Source organism: Acinetobacter sp. YH12249, from assembly GCF_013417475.1.
In the GTDB taxonomy this organism is placed as follows: Bacteria; Pseudomonadota; Gammaproteobacteria; order Pseudomonadales; family Moraxellaceae; genus Acinetobacter.
On the sequence record NZ_VPDX01000012.1, the window covers coordinates 1 to 18060 of the forward strand.

20 protein-coding genes and 1 rRNA gene are annotated in these 18060 nt (G+C 42.0%); 10 read left to right on the top strand and 11 right to left on the bottom strand.

Annotated features, from left to right (window positions below; translation table 11 throughout):
- Positions 1 to 3 precede the first annotated feature (3 nt).
- Positions 4 to 118, top strand: a 5S ribosomal RNA gene (gene rrf / locus FTV25_RS08380).
- A gap of 196 nt (positions 119 to 314) precedes the next feature.
- On the opposite strand, the gene FTV25_RS08385 is transcribed toward rrf, so the two are convergent.
- Complete coding sequence (locus FTV25_RS08385) at positions 315 to 1712, bottom strand: dihydrolipoyl dehydrogenase (RefSeq protein ID WP_180002961.1); 1398 nt, start codon at positions 1710 to 1712, stop codon at positions 315 to 317.
- 156 nt (positions 1713 to 1868) lie between these two features.
- On the opposite strand from FTV25_RS08385, the gene FTV25_RS08390 reads away from it, so the two are divergent.
- A complete protein-coding gene (locus FTV25_RS08390) occupies positions 1869 to 3758 on the top strand; it encodes an Ig-like domain-containing protein (protein ID WP_180002959.1) in 1890 nt (629 codons plus the stop codon).
- Between the two features lie 217 nt (positions 3759 to 3975).
- On the opposite strand, the gene FTV25_RS08395 is transcribed toward FTV25_RS08390, so the two are convergent.
- Positions 3976 to 4311 (bottom strand): TIGR01244 family sulfur transferase, encoded by a 336-nt coding sequence (locus tag FTV25_RS08395; protein ID WP_004783676.1) that lies wholly within the window; start codon positions 4309 to 4311, stop codon positions 3976 to 3978.
- Positions 4312 to 4436: 125 nt separating this feature from the next.
- On the opposite strand from FTV25_RS08395, the gene FTV25_RS08400 reads away from it, so the two are divergent.
- The 3 genes from FTV25_RS08400 (at position 4437) to FTV25_RS08410 (ending at position 6215) form a co-directional block, all read left to right on the top strand.
- Entirely contained in the window at positions 4437 to 5333 is an 897-nt protein-coding gene (locus FTV25_RS08400; RefSeq protein WP_180002957.1) for an alpha/beta hydrolase, read from the top strand.
- Positions 5334 to 5768, top strand: coding sequence for a thioredoxin TrxC (gene trxC / locus FTV25_RS08405; protein ID WP_004783672.1), 435 nt, complete (start codon positions 5334 to 5336; stop codon positions 5766 to 5768). It begins immediately after the preceding gene.
- Between the two features lie 75 nt (positions 5769 to 5843).
- A complete protein-coding gene (locus FTV25_RS08410) occupies positions 5844 to 6215 on the top strand; it encodes an acyl-CoA thioesterase (RefSeq protein ID WP_171523022.1) in 372 nt (123 codons plus the stop codon).
- A gap of 57 nt (positions 6216 to 6272) precedes the next feature.
- On the opposite strand, the gene FTV25_RS08415 is transcribed toward FTV25_RS08410, so the two are convergent.
- Positions 6273 to 6776 (bottom strand): DUF4442 domain-containing protein, encoded by a 504-nt coding sequence (locus FTV25_RS08415; protein ID WP_180002955.1) that lies wholly within the window; start codon positions 6774 to 6776, stop codon positions 6273 to 6275.
- Positions 6777 to 6801: 25 nt separating this feature from the next.
- The gene (locus tag FTV25_RS08420) at positions 6802 to 7290 is read right to left on the bottom strand and encodes a YajQ family cyclic di-GMP-binding protein (protein ID WP_004783667.1); all 489 of its coding nucleotides are present in this window, start codon (positions 7288 to 7290) and stop codon (positions 6802 to 6804) included.
- Positions 7291 to 7381: 91 nt separating this feature from the next.
- Here FTV25_RS08420 and FTV25_RS08425 point away from each other — a divergent pair, with 91 nt between their 5' ends.
- Entirely contained in the window at positions 7382 to 7696 is a 315-nt protein-coding gene (locus tag FTV25_RS08425; protein WP_005233835.1) for a rhodanese-like domain-containing protein, read from the top strand.
- Positions 7697 to 7856: 160 nt separating this feature from the next.
- Here the strand turns inward: FTV25_RS08425 and mnmC are convergent, their stop codons facing one another.
- From mnmC to FTV25_RS08445, 4 genes are read right to left on the bottom strand one after another with little or no spacing between them, the layout of a single operon-like run.
- Positions 7857 to 9764, bottom strand: a complete 1908-nt coding sequence (mnmC, locus tag FTV25_RS08430; RefSeq protein ID WP_180002953.1) for an FAD-dependent 5-carboxymethylaminomethyl-2-thiouridine(34) oxidoreductase MnmC — start codon at positions 9762 to 9764, stop codon at positions 7857 to 7859.
- 39 nt (positions 9765 to 9803) lie between these two features.
- Positions 9804 to 10322, bottom strand: coding sequence for a hypothetical protein (locus FTV25_RS08435; RefSeq protein WP_159123094.1), 519 nt, complete (start codon positions 10320 to 10322; stop codon positions 9804 to 9806).
- 5 nt (positions 10323 to 10327) lie between these two features.
- Complete coding sequence (locus FTV25_RS08440) at positions 10328 to 10630, bottom strand: YciI family protein (RefSeq protein WP_004783657.1); 303 nt, start codon at positions 10628 to 10630, stop codon at positions 10328 to 10330.
- A gap of 28 nt (positions 10631 to 10658) precedes the next feature.
- Positions 10659 to 11270 carry a septation protein IspZ gene (locus tag FTV25_RS08445; protein ID WP_005233839.1) on the bottom strand — a complete coding sequence of 204 codons (612 nt, stop codon included), beginning with the start codon at positions 11268 to 11270 and terminating at the stop codon, positions 10659 to 10661.
- A 44-nt stretch (positions 11271 to 11314) separates the two neighbouring features.
- Between FTV25_RS08445 and FTV25_RS08450 the strand changes: the two genes are divergently transcribed.
- Positions 11315 to 12166 carry a PHP domain-containing protein gene (locus tag FTV25_RS08450; RefSeq protein ID WP_180002951.1) on the top strand — a complete coding sequence of 284 codons (852 nt, stop codon included), beginning with the start codon at positions 11315 to 11317 and terminating at the stop codon, positions 12164 to 12166.
- 78 nt (positions 12167 to 12244) lie between these two features.
- Here FTV25_RS08450 and FTV25_RS08455 read toward each other — a convergent pair whose 3' ends face one another.
- Positions 12245 to 13156, bottom strand: coding sequence for a bestrophin family protein (locus FTV25_RS08455; protein ID WP_159123091.1), 912 nt, complete (start codon positions 13154 to 13156; stop codon positions 12245 to 12247).
- A 72-nt stretch (positions 13157 to 13228) separates the two neighbouring features.
- Complete coding sequence (gene radC / locus FTV25_RS08460) at positions 13229 to 13924, bottom strand: DNA repair protein RadC (RefSeq protein WP_159123090.1); 696 nt, start codon at positions 13922 to 13924, stop codon at positions 13229 to 13231.
- 113 nt (positions 13925 to 14037) lie between these two features.
- Between radC and coaBC the strand changes: the two genes are divergently transcribed.
- Positions 14038 to 15312, top strand: coding sequence for a bifunctional phosphopantothenoylcysteine decarboxylase/phosphopantothenate--cysteine ligase CoaBC (gene coaBC, locus FTV25_RS08465; RefSeq protein ID WP_159123089.1), 1275 nt, complete (start codon positions 14038 to 14040; stop codon positions 15310 to 15312).
- A gap of 222 nt (positions 15313 to 15534) precedes the next feature.
- Positions 15535 to 16047, top strand: a complete 513-nt coding sequence (locus tag FTV25_RS08470; RefSeq protein ID WP_180002948.1) for a hypothetical protein — start codon at positions 15535 to 15537, stop codon at positions 16045 to 16047.
- Between the two features lie 49 nt (positions 16048 to 16096).
- Here the strand turns inward: FTV25_RS08470 and dusA are convergent, their stop codons facing one another.
- Positions 16097 to 17119, bottom strand: coding sequence for a tRNA dihydrouridine(20/20a) synthase DusA (gene dusA, locus FTV25_RS08475; protein ID WP_180002946.1), 1023 nt, complete (start codon positions 17117 to 17119; stop codon positions 16097 to 16099).
- Between the two features lie 293 nt (positions 17120 to 17412).
- On the opposite strand from dusA, the gene FTV25_RS08480 reads away from it, so the two are divergent.
- Positions 17413 to 18057, top strand: coding sequence for a HEPN domain-containing protein (locus FTV25_RS08480; RefSeq protein ID WP_180002944.1), 645 nt, complete (start codon positions 17413 to 17415; stop codon positions 18055 to 18057).
- Positions 18058 to 18060: the final 3 nt, after the last annotated feature.

An 18060-nucleotide genomic window follows, 5' to 3' on the forward strand; every position in this document is an offset into this window, starting at 1 on the left:
TGTGCTGGCGACCATAGCAAGAGTGAACCACCTGATCCCTTCCCGAACTCAGAAGTGAAACCTCTTAGCGCTGATGGTAGTGTGGGGTCTCCCATGTGAGAGTAAGTCATCGCCAGCTCATTATTCCTAAAGCCCTCTGCTCACGCAGGGGGCTTTTTTATGCGTGGGATTTCATGGTTATAGATTTTTCTATTGATACTTTATAATCTAAAAAAAGAGTTAAAGAGTAACAAGGTGCAGCCAAAACTTCAGAGCTATTAGCTGCACCATATTGTTTGAAGTAATTAAATTTTATCTATCCTTCTTTAAGATATTTAAGAATTGTCAATTACTTCCTGTTGATCAAGCTGACGACGAGCATGTTTAAATGCTGTTCTTAGCCCTTCTTCTAAAGTCGGATGATAGTAAGGCTTTGCCAGAATCTGATGAATATCCTGCTCTGCATCAATCATCCAGGCTAGTATGTGTGCTAGATGTTCGGCTTGAGGGCAGAATAATTCAGCACCTAATAATTTTCCTGACATTTTATCTATATATACTTCAGCCCCACCTTTATTTTCTGAAAGAATTAACGCGCGTCCCTGTCTTTCATAAGATACAAAGCCTCTAATATATTCCGTATTTTTCTCTTCTAGCTGTTTGAAACTTTGTCCAATAATCGCCATTTCTGGTTGGCTAAATACGATTGCCAAAGGAGTTAGGGCAGAAATAGGCTGAACATCTGGAAAATTTAAGCAGTTCTGGACCACTTCTTTACCATTATGGGCAGCTTCATGTTGAATTGGGACATCAGGGGCTGCATCGCCAACAATAAAAATAGGCAAGTTTTCTAATTGCTTGGTTTTTTTATTAATAGGTAGCTTTTTAACATCTTGGAATTCAGGATTAATTTTTTCCAAACCTAATCGATCTAAATTAGAACTACGTCCAGTAGCTGAGAGTACATAATCTACTTCAAGACTTTGTTTTTGATCATTCTCTATATAGTCAATTTTTACCTGATCAGTAAGGAGTTTGACTTGATTAGGTAAAGTTTTAAATTTGATATCCAGCTCGTTATTTAATTGCTCTCTAACCAAAGCTTGTAGAGTTGGACTGGTGAGTGCACCTATTTTCTGACTACGAGCAAACATAGTAGTACGCGCTCCTAAACGTTGCATGGCTTGAGCCAATTCAATTGCAATAACGCCACTACCAATCACTGCTAAGGATTTGGGTAAATGTGAAAGCTCAAAGATTTCATCAGATGTCAGGAGTTTATCGCCTAATTCGTCTTTTAAGGTAGCATCAAAATTTGGTCGAGAGCCTACTGCAATAATAAAACTTTTAGCTTGATAAGATTTTCCTTCTACTTGGACTGTTTGAGCATTAGTAAATTTGGCGTGACCAGATACCTTATGGGCTGGATTCCATTGTTCTACTTCTTTTAAAGTGGCCCGAATATAATGATTACGAAGCTTATGTAAGCGCTCCATAACGGTGGAGGTATTTATTACGGCATCATGTTGTAATCCAAGATTTTCTGCAGTTTTTATCTCATGCATACGGTTAGCAGAAGAAATCAGAAGCTTGCTCGGCATACAGCCTACACGAGCACATGTCGTATCCCATGAACCGGCATTAATAATTAAAATATTTTGGGTATATTTAATAGCTTCTTTATAGGCACTGATTCCTGCTGTGCCTGCGCCGATAATGATTAAGTCGTACATTTATTGCTCTTATCAAATTTATTTGATTGTTATAAACTAGCATACAAAACATTTGGCTTACCTTTATTTACATAAAAGCTCAACTGTGGTTACATAACGCATAATTAAATAAAGATTGATAACAAACTCTGAAGATAGAGGGACTTGGGGATTTAAATGATTAGTAAACAATTAAGTATGAAGTTACCTGCTCTTACTTTGGCATTAATGTTGGCCGGCTGTGGTGGCGGTGGTAGTGACGGATATTATAATAATGGCAATGGAAGCCCTTCGACAGGTGAAGGCCCGACCGATGGAGGAACAGTAACAAATCCTGATGCAGTGCCGACTAATTATCATCTTTTGATGAGCAGTGATAAACCTAAGTTATTAGTGACGGGTGATACAGTAGTCGTGACTGTTAAACTGGTCGATGTAAATGGTGGTGGTGTATCTGATCAACCAGTAACACTTGCAATTGAAAATACTCAATCAAATGGAATAACGATTGATGGTAGTTCAACAGTAACCACAGATTCGAATGGTAATGCTATTTTTAATTTATCATTAGATCCATCAAATATTTTAAATTCTCGCAATCTTATCGCTAATGGCGTTAATTTGAATGCTACTTTTAAAGACGGTACTGGAAAAATTACATCTCAAGCTAGAAAACTAGAGGTGATTGAATCTATTCCAACCTCTGAGGTTGCTCAGTATCATTTGGAAGTGACTTCTAATAAGCCTACTTTAGTTATTACCGGTGATAATGCAACTATTACAGTCAAAGCAATTGACGGCAATGGGGGGGGAGTTGCTAATCAAAATGTTACATTATCTGTAGTTGATACAAAAACTAATAAAGTTACTATTACTGGAAGCTCAGTTAAGCAAACTGACGCTGATGGAAATGCACAATTCAGTATTACTCTACCAAGGACAGGAAGTCCACTCGCTGAAACACTTGTTAAATCAGGCATTATTTTAAATGCTACCATAACCAATGCAAATGAAAAATTAAGTGAACAAACACTTAAACTCAATGTGTCTAAAGGACAAATAGAGCAGCCAATAGGTAATATTACCTTTGGTAAATCTGGGGAATTACAAAAAACTGCAGATGCTTTATATTATAGAGAGGCTCTTTCAGCCCATGTGGTAGATATTTATGGTGTGCCTCTTCCTAATTATCGTGTCACAATGAATATTGATTTGTTACGTGCAGGTCAAGGTTTCTTTATGACCAAAGCTCAATTAGAAAATATTAAAGTTGAACGTTTAGCTCCTGTTAAACAGACTTTAGTAAATCAAAATAATCAGGTACGTCAAGCTGAAGCTACTTTAGCTAGCTTACAAAGTGCTCCTGTTCAATCAAGTGAAATTACAAGTTTACGTTCTCAAATTTCAGCTAAACAAAGTGAAATTAGGACACAAAATTCACGATTAGCTACTGCACAAACAAATTTACAACTTGCTCAAGCTGATGAAGATGAAGCTAGTGCTAAGCAATATCAAAAACAAATTATTATGATTAATGGCACTATTAATCAATTAAATTTAGATATTGCAAGTCTTAATGCTGATTTAACAGCGGCAATGGAAGTCGCAACTGCTCAAAAACAGCAGCAAATTAATCAACAATCCAGCGTTGTAGCACAATTAAAAAATACTGCACAGGAAACCACTGATAAAATCAATGCTGTTGAAAGTTTAAAATTACCTGCACGTTTCCAGTCATATTGTGAAATTACTAATAAGTCTAATATTCAGTTAGCAACTGGATTTGTGGATCCAAATGGAAATATTAGTTCAACATTTACGTATACAACTGATGCTACCGGTAAATTCAATTTTAGTGTGCAGTATTTACGTCAATACGCAGGTTGGCAAACTGTCGAATTCAAAGCTAAGACAAATGTAAGCACTAAAGATTTAAATTCTAGCTTAGTATATACATTGGGATTATTAAAAGCTGATTTTGAATCTGAAGCTAGTCAGCCATTTGATGATAGTCCTTATGGACCCCCTATTTGTAATTCTACTGATCCTTTTACTGGACTCTTATAAAATAAAAAAACAGCGCTTCGGCGCTGTTTTTTTTGAGAACTTCTTTTTAAAAGTTAAACAGAAGTTCCCATACTGACACCCACAGTAGGCTTAAAATTCATTGAACTACAACCCATCAATGCAAGACTGCAACATATAACCAGTAAGAATTTATTCATAGGTCAAGCTCTGAAATTAAAAGGAGATATTGACTAAAAGTACATTTCCCCCAAATACCTTAGTCATCCAGCAGGTCCATCTGTTTCGCCAGCTGATATAAATTATTGGAGCGATTTCCTGTACGGCAGAACATCAAGATCGGCTTTGGTAATTCGTTATAATGGTTAGCAAAGGTGCGCACATCAAGTTCGGTAATCTGGCCAGCGACTACAGGCTGGAAGACATAATCCAGACCTGCACTACGAGCAGCTTCCTCAATTTGTACGCTAGTTGGCTGTTCAGGGCCACCTTCCATATCCGGACGGTTATTGATAATTGATTTAAAACCTTTTTCAACTACTTGAGAGATATGTTCAGGACCAATTTGGCCAGCAAAGCCTACATTTTCGCTCATGATGTCACTCCATTATGTCATTTATCTTGATATGCTTTATGATAGCATTAAGCTGAAAACATGATGGCCTAGTTCTGAAAAATTTATAAATGATTACAACTATAAAATAACGCAATGGAGCGCGTATGTACGCCTATACAGTCGAACCACTGTATGTCAAAAGCGGTCAGGAAGTGATTGCTGCGGATTTCTATCGTCCTCAACAGATTGATAAACCAGCTGTGATCCTGATGGCTCATGGCCTGGCTGCTTTACGTCATTTTAAACTGGTACAATATGCCCAACGTTTTGCCAGTGCAGGTTATGCGGTGGTTCTGTTTGATTATCGCTATTGGGGAGGCAGTACCGGGCGTCCGCGTGAACTGGTATCGATCGGTGCTCAACTTGAAGACTGGCGTACCATGATCCAGCATTTGCAGGCACGTAAATCGATTGATGCCAAACGGATTGTGTTATGGGGAACGGCATTAAGTGGCGGGCATGTACTGACATTGGCCGCAGAACTAAAAAATATTCAGGCGGTAATGGTACAGGTACCCTTTGTTGATGGTGCAGAAAGTGCCAAACTTTATCCTTTGCAGCAATTGCCCAAAGCCCTGAAGATTTCCAGTCAGGATTATATGGGGGCAAAGGTAGGAATGACGCCCAAGACCTTGCCGGTGGTTGATCGTCATGAACTCTGTTTTATGCCGACACAAGACAGTTATGAAGGATATCTATCCATTGTGAATCCAGATTATTACTGGAGTGGTCATATCCCAGCCCGGGTATTCTTTAAATTGATGCGATATCGTCCTATTCAGGAAGTCCGCAAAATCACTATTCCTGTCCTGTTTATCGCAGCACAACAAGACAGCCTGATTCCCATTGAAGCCAGTCGGGAAACCGCAACCAATATTGCACCATTTGTACAATATCATGAGTGGAATATGCGGCATTTTGATATTTATCATGGTGAATGGTTTGAAAAAGCAGTCTCGACCCAATTAGAATTCTTACATCAACATATTGGAGTGCGCTAGATGATCATTGTATGCCCGAATTGCCAGGCTAAAAATCGTGTGCCTGAAGAAAAATTAACGGCCGATCCAGCATGTGGTCAGTGTCATCAAGCTTTAGTTCCATTAGCGCCGATTGAGCTAAATGAACAGAACTTTAGTCAGTTTGTCACCCATAGTGATCTTCCCATCCTGATTGATCTATGGGCAGACTGGTGTGGTCCATGTAAAATGATGGCACCGCATTTTGCTGCTGTAGCAAAAGAAAATCCACAAGTGGTATTTGCTAAAATTGATACCGAAGCCAATCCGCGATTAAGCTCAGCATTTAATGTACGTAGTATTCCGACGCTGGTTTTGATGAATAAAACCAATGAAATTGCTAGAATAAGCGGTGCATTACGTTCAAGCGAACTACAAAAGTGGCTTGATCAGCAGTTAAATAATGCTCAATCCTAATTTAAAAAGCCTGGAGTTCAAGTGACAGATTCTCATATTAAACCAGAGGGAGTACTTTCCCTGCAGACGATTGCAATGCCTGCGGATACCAACTGGAGTGGAGATGTATTTGGTGGCTGGATTGTTTCACAAATGGACTTGGCGGGAGCAATTCATGCAGAGCGCTTTAGTAAAGGACGCTGTGCAACGATTTCGATTAACCAGATGACCTTCCTGGTTCCTGTGAAAGTCGGCGATGTCATTAGCTGCTATACCAAAATTCTAAAAGTCGGTAATACTTCAATCCAGATGCAAATCGAAGTATGGGACAGTCATGATAACTCACGTGCACCTGTACGCGTGACTGAAGGGGTATTTACCTTTGTCGCAGTGGATGTCAAAGGCAATAAACGTCCAATTCCAGATGAAGCAAAACAGAAATTTGCAGAATCTCAGCAGAACTCATAATTCATTAAATAAAAAATCCCAGATCAATAATCTGGGATTTTTTTGTCTGTATTGAAATTAGCCTGGCTTCAACTGGTTCTTGGCAATCCAAGCCCAGAGCATTTCACATTGAATCGGTGCTTCACCAGATTCATCAGTTACAATAACTTGTACTAGCGTTTCACCTTTTTCTGAACTTTGCATCAATTGCTGCTGTTCAGGAGTCAACGTAGCCACCGCAGTCATGGCACCTTTGGTTGGACGCTTAAAGTCCACTTTTAGGCTTTTAATCAGAACCACTGCGCTGTCAGGTACATTCATCGCAGTCACAAAGCCGGTTGCTGTTTCTGCCAGCAGTGCCATCGCACATGCATGAATCTGACCGATATGGTTCTGCATGGCCTTATGATTGGCCATACTCACCACAACTTTGGCTGCACTGATTTCCTGATAGCGAATCTTGGAAGAGCCAACCATTGGAACCACTCGGCCAAAGGTCTTACTTAATAAAGCAGTACGTATACCTTGCGGTAATCTTGATGTCGCTTTGACCAGTCTGGTCAGTCGGTTGCTCTTTGCCATAATTCTATCTACAGACGTTGCTGCCTTAGTCTTTAAAGTTGTTGAACTGTAAAGGCAGACCGAATTGTTGTTCTTTCAGGAATGCCATCACTTGTTGCAAGGTATCGCGCTTTTTATCAGTCACACGAATCTTGTCGCCCTGAATTGAAGATTGCACTTTAATACCGCTTTCTTTAATGGCCTTATTAATTTTTTTCGCCGTATCTGAGTCAAGGCCATCTTTAAGCTTGATCACCTGAACTACATTTTTGCCTGAAGCGGTCATTTTTTGTGGATCTAGTGCCTGAATATCCACTTTACGCTTGAAGAAATGATTTTCCAGCATGGTATACACTTGCTCACATTGGAAATCACTTTCTGTGCTAATTTTAATTTCCTTGTTTTTTTCATTCAGTTCAATAGAAACATCCTGTCCACGGAAATCGAAGCGGGTTGCAATCTCTTTTTGGGTATTTTGAACTGCATGATTTACTTCAAAAATTTCTAATTCAGAAACAATATCGAAAGAAGGCATAGTTTAGACCTTTACAAAGGGAAAGAATATCTGAGATGCTAGGGATGTTTTCTTCATTTGCCAAGTGTTGTTTACATCAAAGGAGTGCGCAATGATCCGTAAACAAGAAATTACAACATTTGAGTTCCCAGAAAATGCTGTAATCTGGGATGTACGAGATGCAAGTGCTTATGCTGAAGCACACGTGAAAGGGGCGGTCAATCAGCCCATTAACGATCTTTCAGCAGATAGCCTGACTCAGGTGTCAGCGGATCAACCGATTTACATTTTATGTGGTGGTGGGAGTAAAGCTCCACGTGCAGCTGAAAAGTTAGAAGGTTTTGACAGCTCACGTGAATATGTCATCCTGATGGGTGGTACTCGTGCTGCTCGTGATGCAGGTATGCCACTGGAACAAGGTGCATAATTGACCTTGTGAAAAAAAGCGCCTAAGGGCGCTTTTTTGTTGTCTGGATTTCTTCAAAGTCCCCCTTCTTTAAAGGAGGATTTAGGGGAATTAAACTCTTTCTAAAACTTCCTCCCTTGCGGAACAGTGTTCCTCACTCTTTATTAAAGGGAGGAGCTCTTTAATTTTGAGGCTTAAAATAAGGCTTCTTGGCTTTTACCTTCTTTTGAAAACGTGTTACGTCGAGTTTTTTTACCAAGTTTGAAGGTGCGGGGCAGGCTTCTCCCAAAATCTGGGCTGCCAGAATTTCACTACACAGTGGTGCAAATAGAAAACCTTTAGAGCCAAGACCCGCAAAACTGTAAACTTCTTGATCTACATTCATCTTACCGAGCAAGGGAAAATAATCCTGACTCTGGGCGCGTACTGCTGCTCGACCTTGCCAGGTTTCGGTAGAGGGTAATAACTGTGCATATTCAGGAAAGACACTGTGGATAAGTTCATAATTATGCACATGATCTTCTACTAAGACTTCTGCATCATCCCGGCCTGGATAGAATGAAGCACCCAAAATCAGTTGTTCTGGATTGAGCTGTATACAGTAACCGCCGTAACTATAGGCTGTATCCTGATTCAATGGCTGATCTTGATTATTGACCCAGCTGACCTGTCCACGAATCGGTTTCAGGACTGGATAATTTTCAAAGAATTGCTGGGTATCACGTGCGGTACATACAATGATGTGATCAAACTTGCCTAAGGATTGCTGCTCTGCAAATAACGCAGGCTGTTCAGCAGCCTCAATATGACTAATTTTGGCTTGTTTATACTGAATAAGAGGATGCTGCAGAATTTCATCACGCAGTTGATGAGGTGAAACTGCACCCGCTGCTAATAGTTTTAAAGCTGGAAATTCAGTTTGAATCTCTTGGTCTGCTGCACTTTGAGCAGCAAGAATTTCTGTGGGATATTCATCTGCCAATCCTAAAAGCTGTTCAGGATTTTTTAAGGCAAGCTGATTGACCTGAATTGAGCGAAAAGCTTTAAATTTCTGATAATGAATTAAGGCATGCTGCCAGGCCACAGTCATCAGATGTTCGGCACTTTGCTCAACTGGACACAGTTTAGGATTGAGCAGGGCAAGGGGATTGCCGGAACCGCCTGAAAGCGGTGCTGACTGGTCGTAAATCGTGACTTGATGACCACGCTGAGCAAATGCCCATGCTGTACTTAAACCTGCGATTCCAGCGCCAATCACAGCGATTTGACGAGGTCTGGTAGGACGCTCTAGATCGGGTTCAATTTTTTTTTGAGCAATTTCCTGTTCTAAAACCGTTTCACTGTCTTTATTTTCTTTAACAGGATTCCAGATCGCTTTCAGCATTTCACGTTTATGGCCAAATCCACGTGGACGGGAAATAGAGATGCCGTGCTGTTTTAAACCACGTTTTAAGACACCTGCAACGCTAAAAGAAGCAAAAGTCGTTCCGATCTCGGATAAACGCACAATGTTATTTAAAACATTTTCTTCCCACATGTCTGGATTACATGATGGTGCGAAGCCATCCAGAAACCAGGCATTAACAGGTGCAGTTTTTTCAATGACAGGAAAGACATCATGTGCATCTCCCAGCCACAGATCCAGACTGAAACGCTCTTCAGGAAAGCTGAGACGATGACAACCGGCAATCGGCATTGGATATTGGGAGATGAGTTGATCTGCTAGCGGTTTCAATTCTGGCCAGGCATTTAAGGCACGGACTAAATCTGCTCTAGAAAGCGGAAATTTTTCTACTGAAATCGCATGCAGATGGCTTTGGTTATCCGGACGAACCTGTTGCCAGAGTTGCCATAACGCCAGAATATTTAAACCCGTACCAAAACCCGTTTCACCGACACAGAAATATGCAAAAGGTTTTAAATCGGCCAGACGGGTACTAAGTTCATTGCCATTTAAAAAGACATGCCGGGTTTCCAGCAATCCATTGTCTTTGGAAAAATACACATCACCAAATTGCTTGGACACAGGCACATCAATGCCATCCACCAATTGCCAATCCAGATCGGCAGTTTGAATTGCATGCGACAAAACGGGTACAACCTTAAAGATATTTGGACGGCTTATAGATTACCACTGACGGCGACGTTTGGTATAAACATAGCTCGCTATCAGAAAGCCAAGTAATACACCGACTGCCAAAGTTGCAGCGCCGTAGAGAAACATCTGGGCACTACGTTCACTTTGCAGGACCTGTACCTGAACCCCGAGATTGTCGTTCTTGAGCTGCAATTCCTGATTTTGTGACAGGGCTTCCAGATTGGCTTTTTCCAGTTGCTGTAGACGCGTTGCCTGATCTTTGACTAAAGCTTTGACTTTGGCATCTTGCTGGGCTTTCTGCTTGGCAATTTCTTCTGCGGTAAGCGGCTTTTTCTCAGTCGGCTGAACAGTCTGAGCAGTTGTTGCAACTGCTGGAATAATTCCAGCCTGCTGTGCAGAAGCGCCCTGAGCAGGTGCTTGTGTGGTAACAGCTTGGACAGGAGTAGCTGCTGGCTGTGTAGCCGGGGCAACTGGAGCAGAAACTTCAACAGCCCAGGCAGAAGGAATCATGAAACAAAAGCCAATGAAACTGGCGGTAACAGCGCGCATGAACCTTATCCTTTAGGAAATGCTTTATTAAATGGTTTCACATCAATATGCGCGTATACGCCTTCTTTCAGGAATGGCTCATCCTGTAACCATGCATCCAGTGCTTCACGACTGTCAAAATCAACGATGATGGTGCTGCCATAGAAACCGGCTTGAGGATTGGCTGGATCTTTAGGCATGGCACCTGCAACAATCAGACGGCCTTCAGCATCTAACTGTTCTAGACGTGCAAGATGTTGTGGACGAATCGCAAGGCGTTTTTCAACTGTACCTTCCCGGTCGGTACAGCTAACGACGAATAATGGCATGATGACTCTCTATCGTTTGTAGTTGGACTTATTCAGCTGTTCTAAAGTATTTGCGCAATACAATAAACTGAATAATGATAAAGGAAAACATCACGATCATGTCACCGAATGCAGTAAATTCGCCCCAATATTTTCCATCCATCCATAAATAGGCGAAGAATGTATGCAGAAATGACATGAGAGTAAACATACCGACCCAGGCATAGTTTAATTTAAGCCAGCCTTTGGCACTCAAATTGAATACCGGACCAAACAGACGCTGGATGAGTGGCTTCTTATCTTTGCTAAACCATGGCGATAATAGGAAGACACCAGCGAAAACCAGATTCAGTAATACAGCTTTAAGACGGATATAGAAATCGTCGCTGAGCATCAGGGTAATACCACCGAAGATCACCGTCATAAATAGAACGATCCATTGCTGTTTGTCTAGGCGGAATTTTTGCATGACAAATAACGCACCATAGACCACCAGCATGGAAATGATCAGTCCCGTAGTTGCAACGAGAATATTGTTATTGTCGACACCCCCCGCAGAACCGATCAATTGTAGAAGTTGATGGTCAGTGTCTTTTGGATCTACAGTTTTATATAAATAAAAGAAAATAATGAGTGGCACAAAGTCTAAAAGTGCTTTCATGTTAGAGTATCTAAATCTGATCAAATAAATGTCATAGTATAGAGATGCACGGCGTAGATTTACATACACATAGTAATATTTCTGATGGAACTTTGAGTCCTCAGCAATTGGTCGAAGCGGCTGCGGAAAAACTTATCCATACTTTGGCCCTGACTGATCATGACACTATGGACGGTTTAGTGTTGGCTGAAGAAGCTGCCAAAAATCATGAGATTAAGATAATTTCTGGAGTCGAGATTTCTAGCCAGTGGTCACGTCCTGCTACCAAGAAAAATTATGGCGTACATATTGTGGCACTCAATGTTCAGAATCCTGAGCCGTTACAAAAAGCCCTCAATCAGCAGAAGATCATTCGTGCCGAACGCTCTAAACAGATCTGTGACCTTCTGGTTCCTTTAATTAGTCAGGATATTTATGCTGACGTGATTGCCAAAGTTGACAATATTCCTGATCGGGTTACCCGAACCCATATTGCCAAAACGCTGGTAGAAAAAGGCATTGTGACCCGCCCCCAACAGGCCTTTGATAAGTACATCAAGGAAGGTAAAAAGGCCTATGTCAAATTTGATGGTCTGGGTCTGGAAGAAACCATTCAGGTGATTCATGACAGCGGTGGCTTTGCCGTGCTGGCGCATCCGACCCGTTATGATTTATCGGCGACCAATATTCGTTATCTGATCGAGATCTTTGCCAAGTTTGGTGGAGATGCGGTGGAGTTACCGCCCGCCATTGATCCAAGTTCAACCCGTCAGATGGTCGACCGGATGATTGCAGAGCAAGGCCTTAAAGTATCAATAGGAAGTGATTTTCATGGCGATAATATGCCTTGGATTAAACTGGGCCAAGTCCCAAGCCTAAAACCAGGGCAGATCGGGATCTGGGAGAGTTTTATTTAATGAGTTAAGCAGTAGTCGCAACACTGCTACCCATCCCAACGTGAAGGAATTCTCTCTTTGGATAAGAGAGGTAACCTATTAAAGCAAATTATTATCTTGTGCCTGAATCGGTGGCGGTGTCGGTTTGCCCAGAGTGCCTAACAGTTCGATTTCAATGGTACGAACCATGGAGTCCAGTGGCAAGTCATTGCTTTGAGTTCCGAAAGGTTCTTCAATCTCTGAGCTTAGTGCATCCAGTCCCAAAAAAGTATAGGCCAAAATACCGACCAGCAAAGGCGTAAACAGACCAAGCGTTGAGCCCAGACTAAAAGGTAAAATAAAACAGAAAAAATATACGGTACGGTTCAAGAGTACCGAATAGGCAAAAGGCAAAGGCGTCGTCGCAATCCGGTCACAACCTGTCTGCACAATACTGAGTTCCGCGACATGATTATTCATCTGCATATAAATGATGTCAGAGATTTCACCTTCTTTGAGAGCTTGCATTAGCTCCCACTGAATCAGACTCAAGGTATATTGCGGTGCATTGGCCTGTTGATAGAGCTGAGTAATCGCCTGCTGGCTCATCCCACTTGTTTCCACCAGTTCAGTCGGATTGGCTGTCTGATGGCGCAGACGGTCACGCAGTACGTTCGCGAAAACGATGACGTGCTGAATCACACGTTCACGACGGCCTTGAGACAACATCCGGCAGTCACGGTCAAAATGACGTGCATTGGCAATCAGAATACCCCAGAGTTTACGTGCTTCCCACCAGCGGTCATAACAAGCAGTATTTTTAAATCCGAGAAAGATAGACAGTACTACGCCGATGAGGGTAAAGCCGACGAGAGGGAGTTCTGGAAAATGAAAATAACCTACACGTGAAAAACCACCAATAATGGCTGAAATCAGCATGACCACGCCTAAAGGAGGTAAAACCTTAGGTAAAATCGTTCCTCGCCAGGAAAATAATAATTTAAAAACGTTCTGCTGGTCACGTACGATCATTTATTGGAATCATCACAATTTTTTTTCATGATCTTCTTGAGTTGTAGCTGCTTTGTCAAGTGCTATTCCCCCTTAGGCTTCAGGTTTGATGAGTTGCTGCTCAGCAAAGGAAAAACTGCCCTCCAGCGCGATGATGCAATGGTCAATTAAACGGATATCGACCAGTCGACATGCCTGTTGAATCTGGCGGGTCAGATACAGGTCAGCCTTAGAAGGAGTGGCTTGGCCCAAGGGATGATTATGCGCAATCACAATTGAAGTTGCCTGTTGGGTAATGGCATATCTGAGCAACTGATTAATCGAAATATCACATGCATTCACAGAGCCATAAAACAGCTTTTTAAATGCAATTTTCCTTAAACTGGCGTCCAGACACAGGACCGCGAATACTTCCTGATTTTCACTCAATAATTCGAAACGTAAATAATCCCGTAGTCTTTTTGAATTACTTAATTCTAAAGAATCCTGTTTAAGATGCTCGGCAATATAACGCCGTCCTAATTCTTTAACCGCCATCAGTTGGGTATATTTACTGATGCCCATGCCATGAAACTGGCTGACTTCCTGCAAAGGTGCATCGAGTAAAGCAGTTAAATGACCAAAATGTTGAATCAATAGCCGGGCTAATTCTACGGCCGAATGCTGTTGTGATCCTGATCGGAGAAAAATGGCCAGCAGTTCTGCATCAGATAAACTTTCTGCCCCATATTGAATTAAACGTTCCCGCGGCCGTTCCAGTTCAGGCCAGTTTTTGATTGAAAATTGCATAGTTATTAGACTTATTTATTATGAATTATGAGTTTTCCCTGAAGCTGATCTCTTGGGAATGCAATTATTTAATGCTATTGTGAGCCCCACTGCAACAGAAAGGTAAGCTGTTCGTGAGCTTTGATCTAAGTGTAATTCCTCATAAAAATATCATTTTAGCAGTCACTGGCGGTATTGCTGCCTATAAAAGTGCCATTCTGGTTCGCCGTCTGAAAGATGCCGGGTTTAATGTGCGGGTTGTCATGACTCAAGGCGCACAGGCTTTCATTACCCCTTTGACCTTTCAAGCCTTGTCAGGCAATCCGGTACATACCGAGTTGCTGGATCCTGAAGCAGAAGCGGGCATGGGGCATATTGAGCTGGCACGTTGGGCTGATCTGTTATTGGTTGCGCCAGCCAGCTGCGACACGCTGGCAAAATTTGCAGCAGGCCTTGCAGATGATTTGCTGAGCACTTTGTATCTGGCAACCAATGCACCGGTCTGGGTCGCACCAGCCATGAACCAGCAGATGTGGGCTGCCAAAGCAACCCAGCGTAATCTTGCGACTTTGATTGAAGATGGCGTACATGTGATTATGCCGGATGCCGGTTCACAAGCTTGTGGTGATGTAGGCTTGGGCCGTATGCCGGAGCCGGAAGAGCTGGCACGTCAGGTCACAGAATATTTCCATAAAGCTCAGCGCGCGATTGCAGAAAAATTTGGCATGCTGGCGGGTAAGCAAGTCACGATTACAGCTGGTCCGACCCGTGAAGCGATTGACCCGGTACGTTATATTTCCAACCATAGTACCGGGAAAATGGGTTTTGCATTGGCAGCAGCCTGTTATGCAGCTGGAGCGAATGTCACCCTGATTGCTGGTCCGGTGAGCCTAGATACCCCAAATGGCGTCAAACGTAAAAATGTTTCTTCGGCAGTGCAAATGCTGAATGAAAGCATGCAAATGCTGGAGCAGGGTTGTGACATCTTCATTGCGACCGCTGCAGTAGCTGATTATCGTGTCGCACAGGTAGCCGAGCATAAAATCAAGAAAGCAGGCGATGAGCTGAATGTCGCTTTAATAAAGAATCCGGATATTGTGGCGACCATCGCACAGCAGGAAAAACGTCCATTTATGGTAGGCTTTGCTGCAGAAACCCGAAATATTGAAGAATATGCAGCGGGTAAACTGGTGGCGAAAAAACTGGATATGATTGCCTGCAATGATGTTTCGCGTGCGGATATTGGCTTTGCATCCGATGAAAATGCCATGACGGTATTCTTTGCCGAACACTATCATCTGGATAAGCGTGATCTGGACAAAGCCTCTAAACAGGAAATTGCCCAGCAACTGGTTGAAGCGATCCATGATGCCTTGCACCATGATCCTGCTGCAGAAGATGATTTTTAAGTTTTAAATGACGATTAAAGCCCTGACTGATTCAGGGCTTTTTTATAGGGTTTTTTACCATGAAGTTAAAAAGCCAGTACAACATAAAAATAAAAACGACTTTATAGACTAAGGATTTATTTATTCATTTATTTAAAAAAAGTATAAAATGGATCACAGAATAATCCAAAGATGAAAAGTTTTACACATCTGTAAAGCAGTGAGAGAACACAAGGGGGCGGGATGAAAAAAATCATAATGATATTGATGATCGCCTGTCTGGCTGGATGCAGCTATTTTGTATCGATTGATGAACTGGCCAGAAATATTCAAGGACAAATGCAGCAAGAATTTAATGCCAATCCGAATTATCAGCATTATCGTCTGACTGTAGTAAATGTAAAAATCCGCCATCGCAAAGGCAATGAGTTTGAAGCAGTTTCACATCTGAATTATCAGGGTAATGAATATCCCATTAACGTTAAAATTTCAAAGGTGAATGGTGGTTATAGCTGGGCCATTGAAGATGATGCTTTTGCCTTTATCGATGAAATCGAGATTGAAAAATATCGTCAGCAACTGGATCGTGAACTGGAACAGTTGGCCTCATCACTTGATGATCTGGAACCTGTGCATGAACCTACCAGTATTGAGTTAGGGCCAGATGTCCGTCCAGTTACAGAGCCTGTTCTGCAAGCGGCTTCCTATGATGAAGAACCGATTCCGGTCGGAAATATTACGGCCTATACCCACTAATTTTTATTTTAGGTCATAAAAAAGCACCGGATCTCGGGGCTTTTTGATTTTAAGGCTGAACTTGATGTTCACGCAGATAATCTTCAGTGCGCTGCATGGCTTCCTGAATATTCAATAATGCTGTTTCTATATCTTTTAGCGTTTTGGCATTGCCACCGCTTAAAGCCTGACGCCATTTACGTGCACCTGGTAAGTTCTGAAATAAACCTAAAATATGACGGGTAATAATTGACAATGGTGCACCTTCAGCCATACGTTGGGCAATATAAGGCAGCATTTGTTGCATGATCTCAAAACGGTCCGGTGCTTCGAGATTCCATAGTTGACCCAGCTCAGCTAACAGGTACGGGTTGTGATAGGCTTCGCGGCCAATCATCACGCCATCGACATGCTTGAGATGTTCAAGCGTTTCTGCATAAGTTTTAATTCCGCCATTAATTTCAATGGTCAGTTTCGGACGGTCCTGCTTCAGACGGTAAACATCTTCATAGCGTAGTGGCGGGATTTCACGGTTTTCTTTAGGTGAAAGACCTTGGAGTAAAGCAATTCGGGCATGCACAATAAAGTTATCGCAACCGGTTTTGGCGACCGTATCCACAAAATGCAGCATTTCTTCATAAGAATGCATGTCATCAATACCAATGCGGTGTTTCACACTGACCGGAATATCCACGGCATTACGCATTGCATCAATACATTCTGCGACCAGATCAGGTTCAGCCATCAGGCAGGCACCAATTTTATTATTCTGTACCCGATCACTCGGACAGCCGACATTCAGGTTAACTTCATTGTAACCCCAGTCCTGAGCCATTTTAGTACAAGTTGCCAGATCTTGAGGGTTGGAACCGCCGAGCTGTAACACAATCGGATGTTCTTCTTGATTGAAGTCCAGATGGCGTTTGGCATCGCCATGAATGATGGCGCCCGTAGTCACCATTTCGGTATATAAAATGACATTTGGATTAAACAGGCGCGCAAAGAAACGATAATCTTTTGTCGTCCAGTCCATCATCGGCGCAACACTGATGCGAGGTTGAAGTTTGTTTTCAATGGTGCTGAGATCAGTCATTCAAAATCACGCCTTAAATGAAATGGAAGAGAAATAGCAGTACTAGAATAAGCAGGAGTTGCTGGAAATCTGCTCAAAAAAGCAGTACTGCAAAAAGAGGGCGTAATACTAGCATAAAATTTGCATGACCAAAGGCTGAACTGCATGAGGATCTATAACTGTCATTCCAATAAAGATATTTAACAAGAGAAATTGTGGGAATTGAAAAATAAACTCCCAGTCATTCTGCAATGCTATATTTTGAGATAATTAAGATTAAGATAAAGAAAACGAGATAAATAAGGAGAATAACGATGCTCATGTTGGAGGAGATTTATAAAAGCAAAAAACCTCAGCATTCAGACTATTTTAATTTACGGATTCAACGGGGACTTAGCTGGTTTAAAAAAGCATTAGAGTTGGATCAGGAATTAGAGTTTAAGTTTATTAGCCTGTGGATCAGTTTTAATTCGATCTATGCACAAGAAACAGAGGTTCGTCAGGATCAACAAAGCCTGCATCAATTTCTGGAAACCCTCTGTCAAAAAGATGTGGAGCAAAAACTTCAGCATATTGTCTGGGAAAAATACAGCCAGCCAATTTCTACACTGCTGGATAGCCCTTATACCGATCAAGGTTTCTGGGATTATCGCCATCATAAAGTCAGTCTGGAAAGCTGTCGTGAAGCATTAGATCAGCAAAAACAGAAAATACAAAAAGCTGTTCAAGAGCGGAATTTAACTGAAATCTTATTGGTGATTTTTAACCGTCTTTCCACCTTGCATTATCAGCTTATGCAGGGCGGTGCGACTTATCAGAGCTCATTTAACGTCAGACAGCTCCAAGACAGTTGCCGGGTTCTGGCCGGGTTGCTGCCCACTTTTATCTGCATTCTTTTGGAAAATGCAGCGACTTGGGATTCGGGTAAACCTTATTACCCAGTGGTACAAGTCAGCTAAATC

Coding starts and splice junctions, on each gene's coding strand:
- dusA (WP_180002946.1), bottom strand. CDS start 17,119: ATGACTGATCTCAGCACCATTGAAAACAAACTTCAACCTCGCATCAGT.
- FTV25_RS08440 (WP_004783657.1), bottom strand. CDS start 10,630: ATGCCATTATTCGTCGTTAGCTGTACCGACCGGGAAGGTACAGTTGAA.
- FTV25_RS08415 (WP_180002955.1), bottom strand. CDS start 6,776: ATGGCAAAGAGCAACCGACTGACCAGACTGGTCAAAGCGACATCAAGA.
- FTV25_RS08470 (WP_180002948.1), top strand. CDS start 15,535: ATGAAAAAAATCATAATGATATTGATGATCGCCTGTCTGGCTGGATGC.
- FTV25_RS08480 (WP_180002944.1), top strand. CDS start 17,413: ATGCTCATGTTGGAGGAGATTTATAAAAGCAAAAAACCTCAGCATTCA.
- FTV25_RS08425 (WP_005233835.1), top strand. CDS start 7,382: ATGATCCGTAAACAAGAAATTACAACATTTGAGTTCCCAGAAAATGCT.
- trxC (WP_004783672.1), top strand. CDS start 5,334: ATGATCATTGTATGCCCGAATTGCCAGGCTAAAAATCGTGTGCCTGAA.
- radC (WP_159123090.1), bottom strand. CDS start 13,924: ATGCAATTTTCAATCAAAAACTGGCCTGAACTGGAACGGCCGCGGGAA.
- FTV25_RS08410 (WP_171523022.1), top strand. CDS start 5,844: ATGCCTGCGGATACCAACTGGAGTGGAGATGTATTTGGTGGCTGGATT.
- FTV25_RS08390 (WP_180002959.1), top strand. CDS start 1,869: ATGATTAGTAAACAATTAAGTATGAAGTTACCTGCTCTTACTTTGGCA.
- FTV25_RS08450 (WP_180002951.1), top strand. CDS start 11,315: ATGCACGGCGTAGATTTACATACACATAGTAATATTTCTGATGGAACT.
- FTV25_RS08445 (WP_005233839.1), bottom strand. CDS start 11,270: ATGAAAGCACTTTTAGACTTTGTGCCACTCATTATTTTCTTTTATTTA.
- FTV25_RS08420 (WP_004783667.1), bottom strand. CDS start 7,290: ATGCCTTCTTTCGATATTGTTTCTGAATTAGAAATTTTTGAAGTAAAT.
- FTV25_RS08400 (WP_180002957.1), top strand. CDS start 4,437: ATGTACGCCTATACAGTCGAACCACTGTATGTCAAAAGCGGTCAGGAA.
- FTV25_RS08455 (WP_159123091.1), bottom strand. CDS start 13,156: ATGATCGTACGTGACCAGCAGAACGTTTTTAAATTATTATTTTCCTGG.
- FTV25_RS08385 (WP_180002961.1), bottom strand. CDS start 1,712: ATGTACGACTTAATCATTATCGGCGCAGGCACAGCAGGAATCAGTGCC.
- FTV25_RS08435 (WP_159123094.1), bottom strand. CDS start 10,322: ATGCGCGCTGTTACCGCCAGTTTCATTGGCTTTTGTTTCATGATTCCT.
- FTV25_RS08395 (WP_004783676.1), bottom strand. CDS start 4,311: ATGAGCGAAAATGTAGGCTTTGCTGGCCAAATTGGTCCTGAACATATC.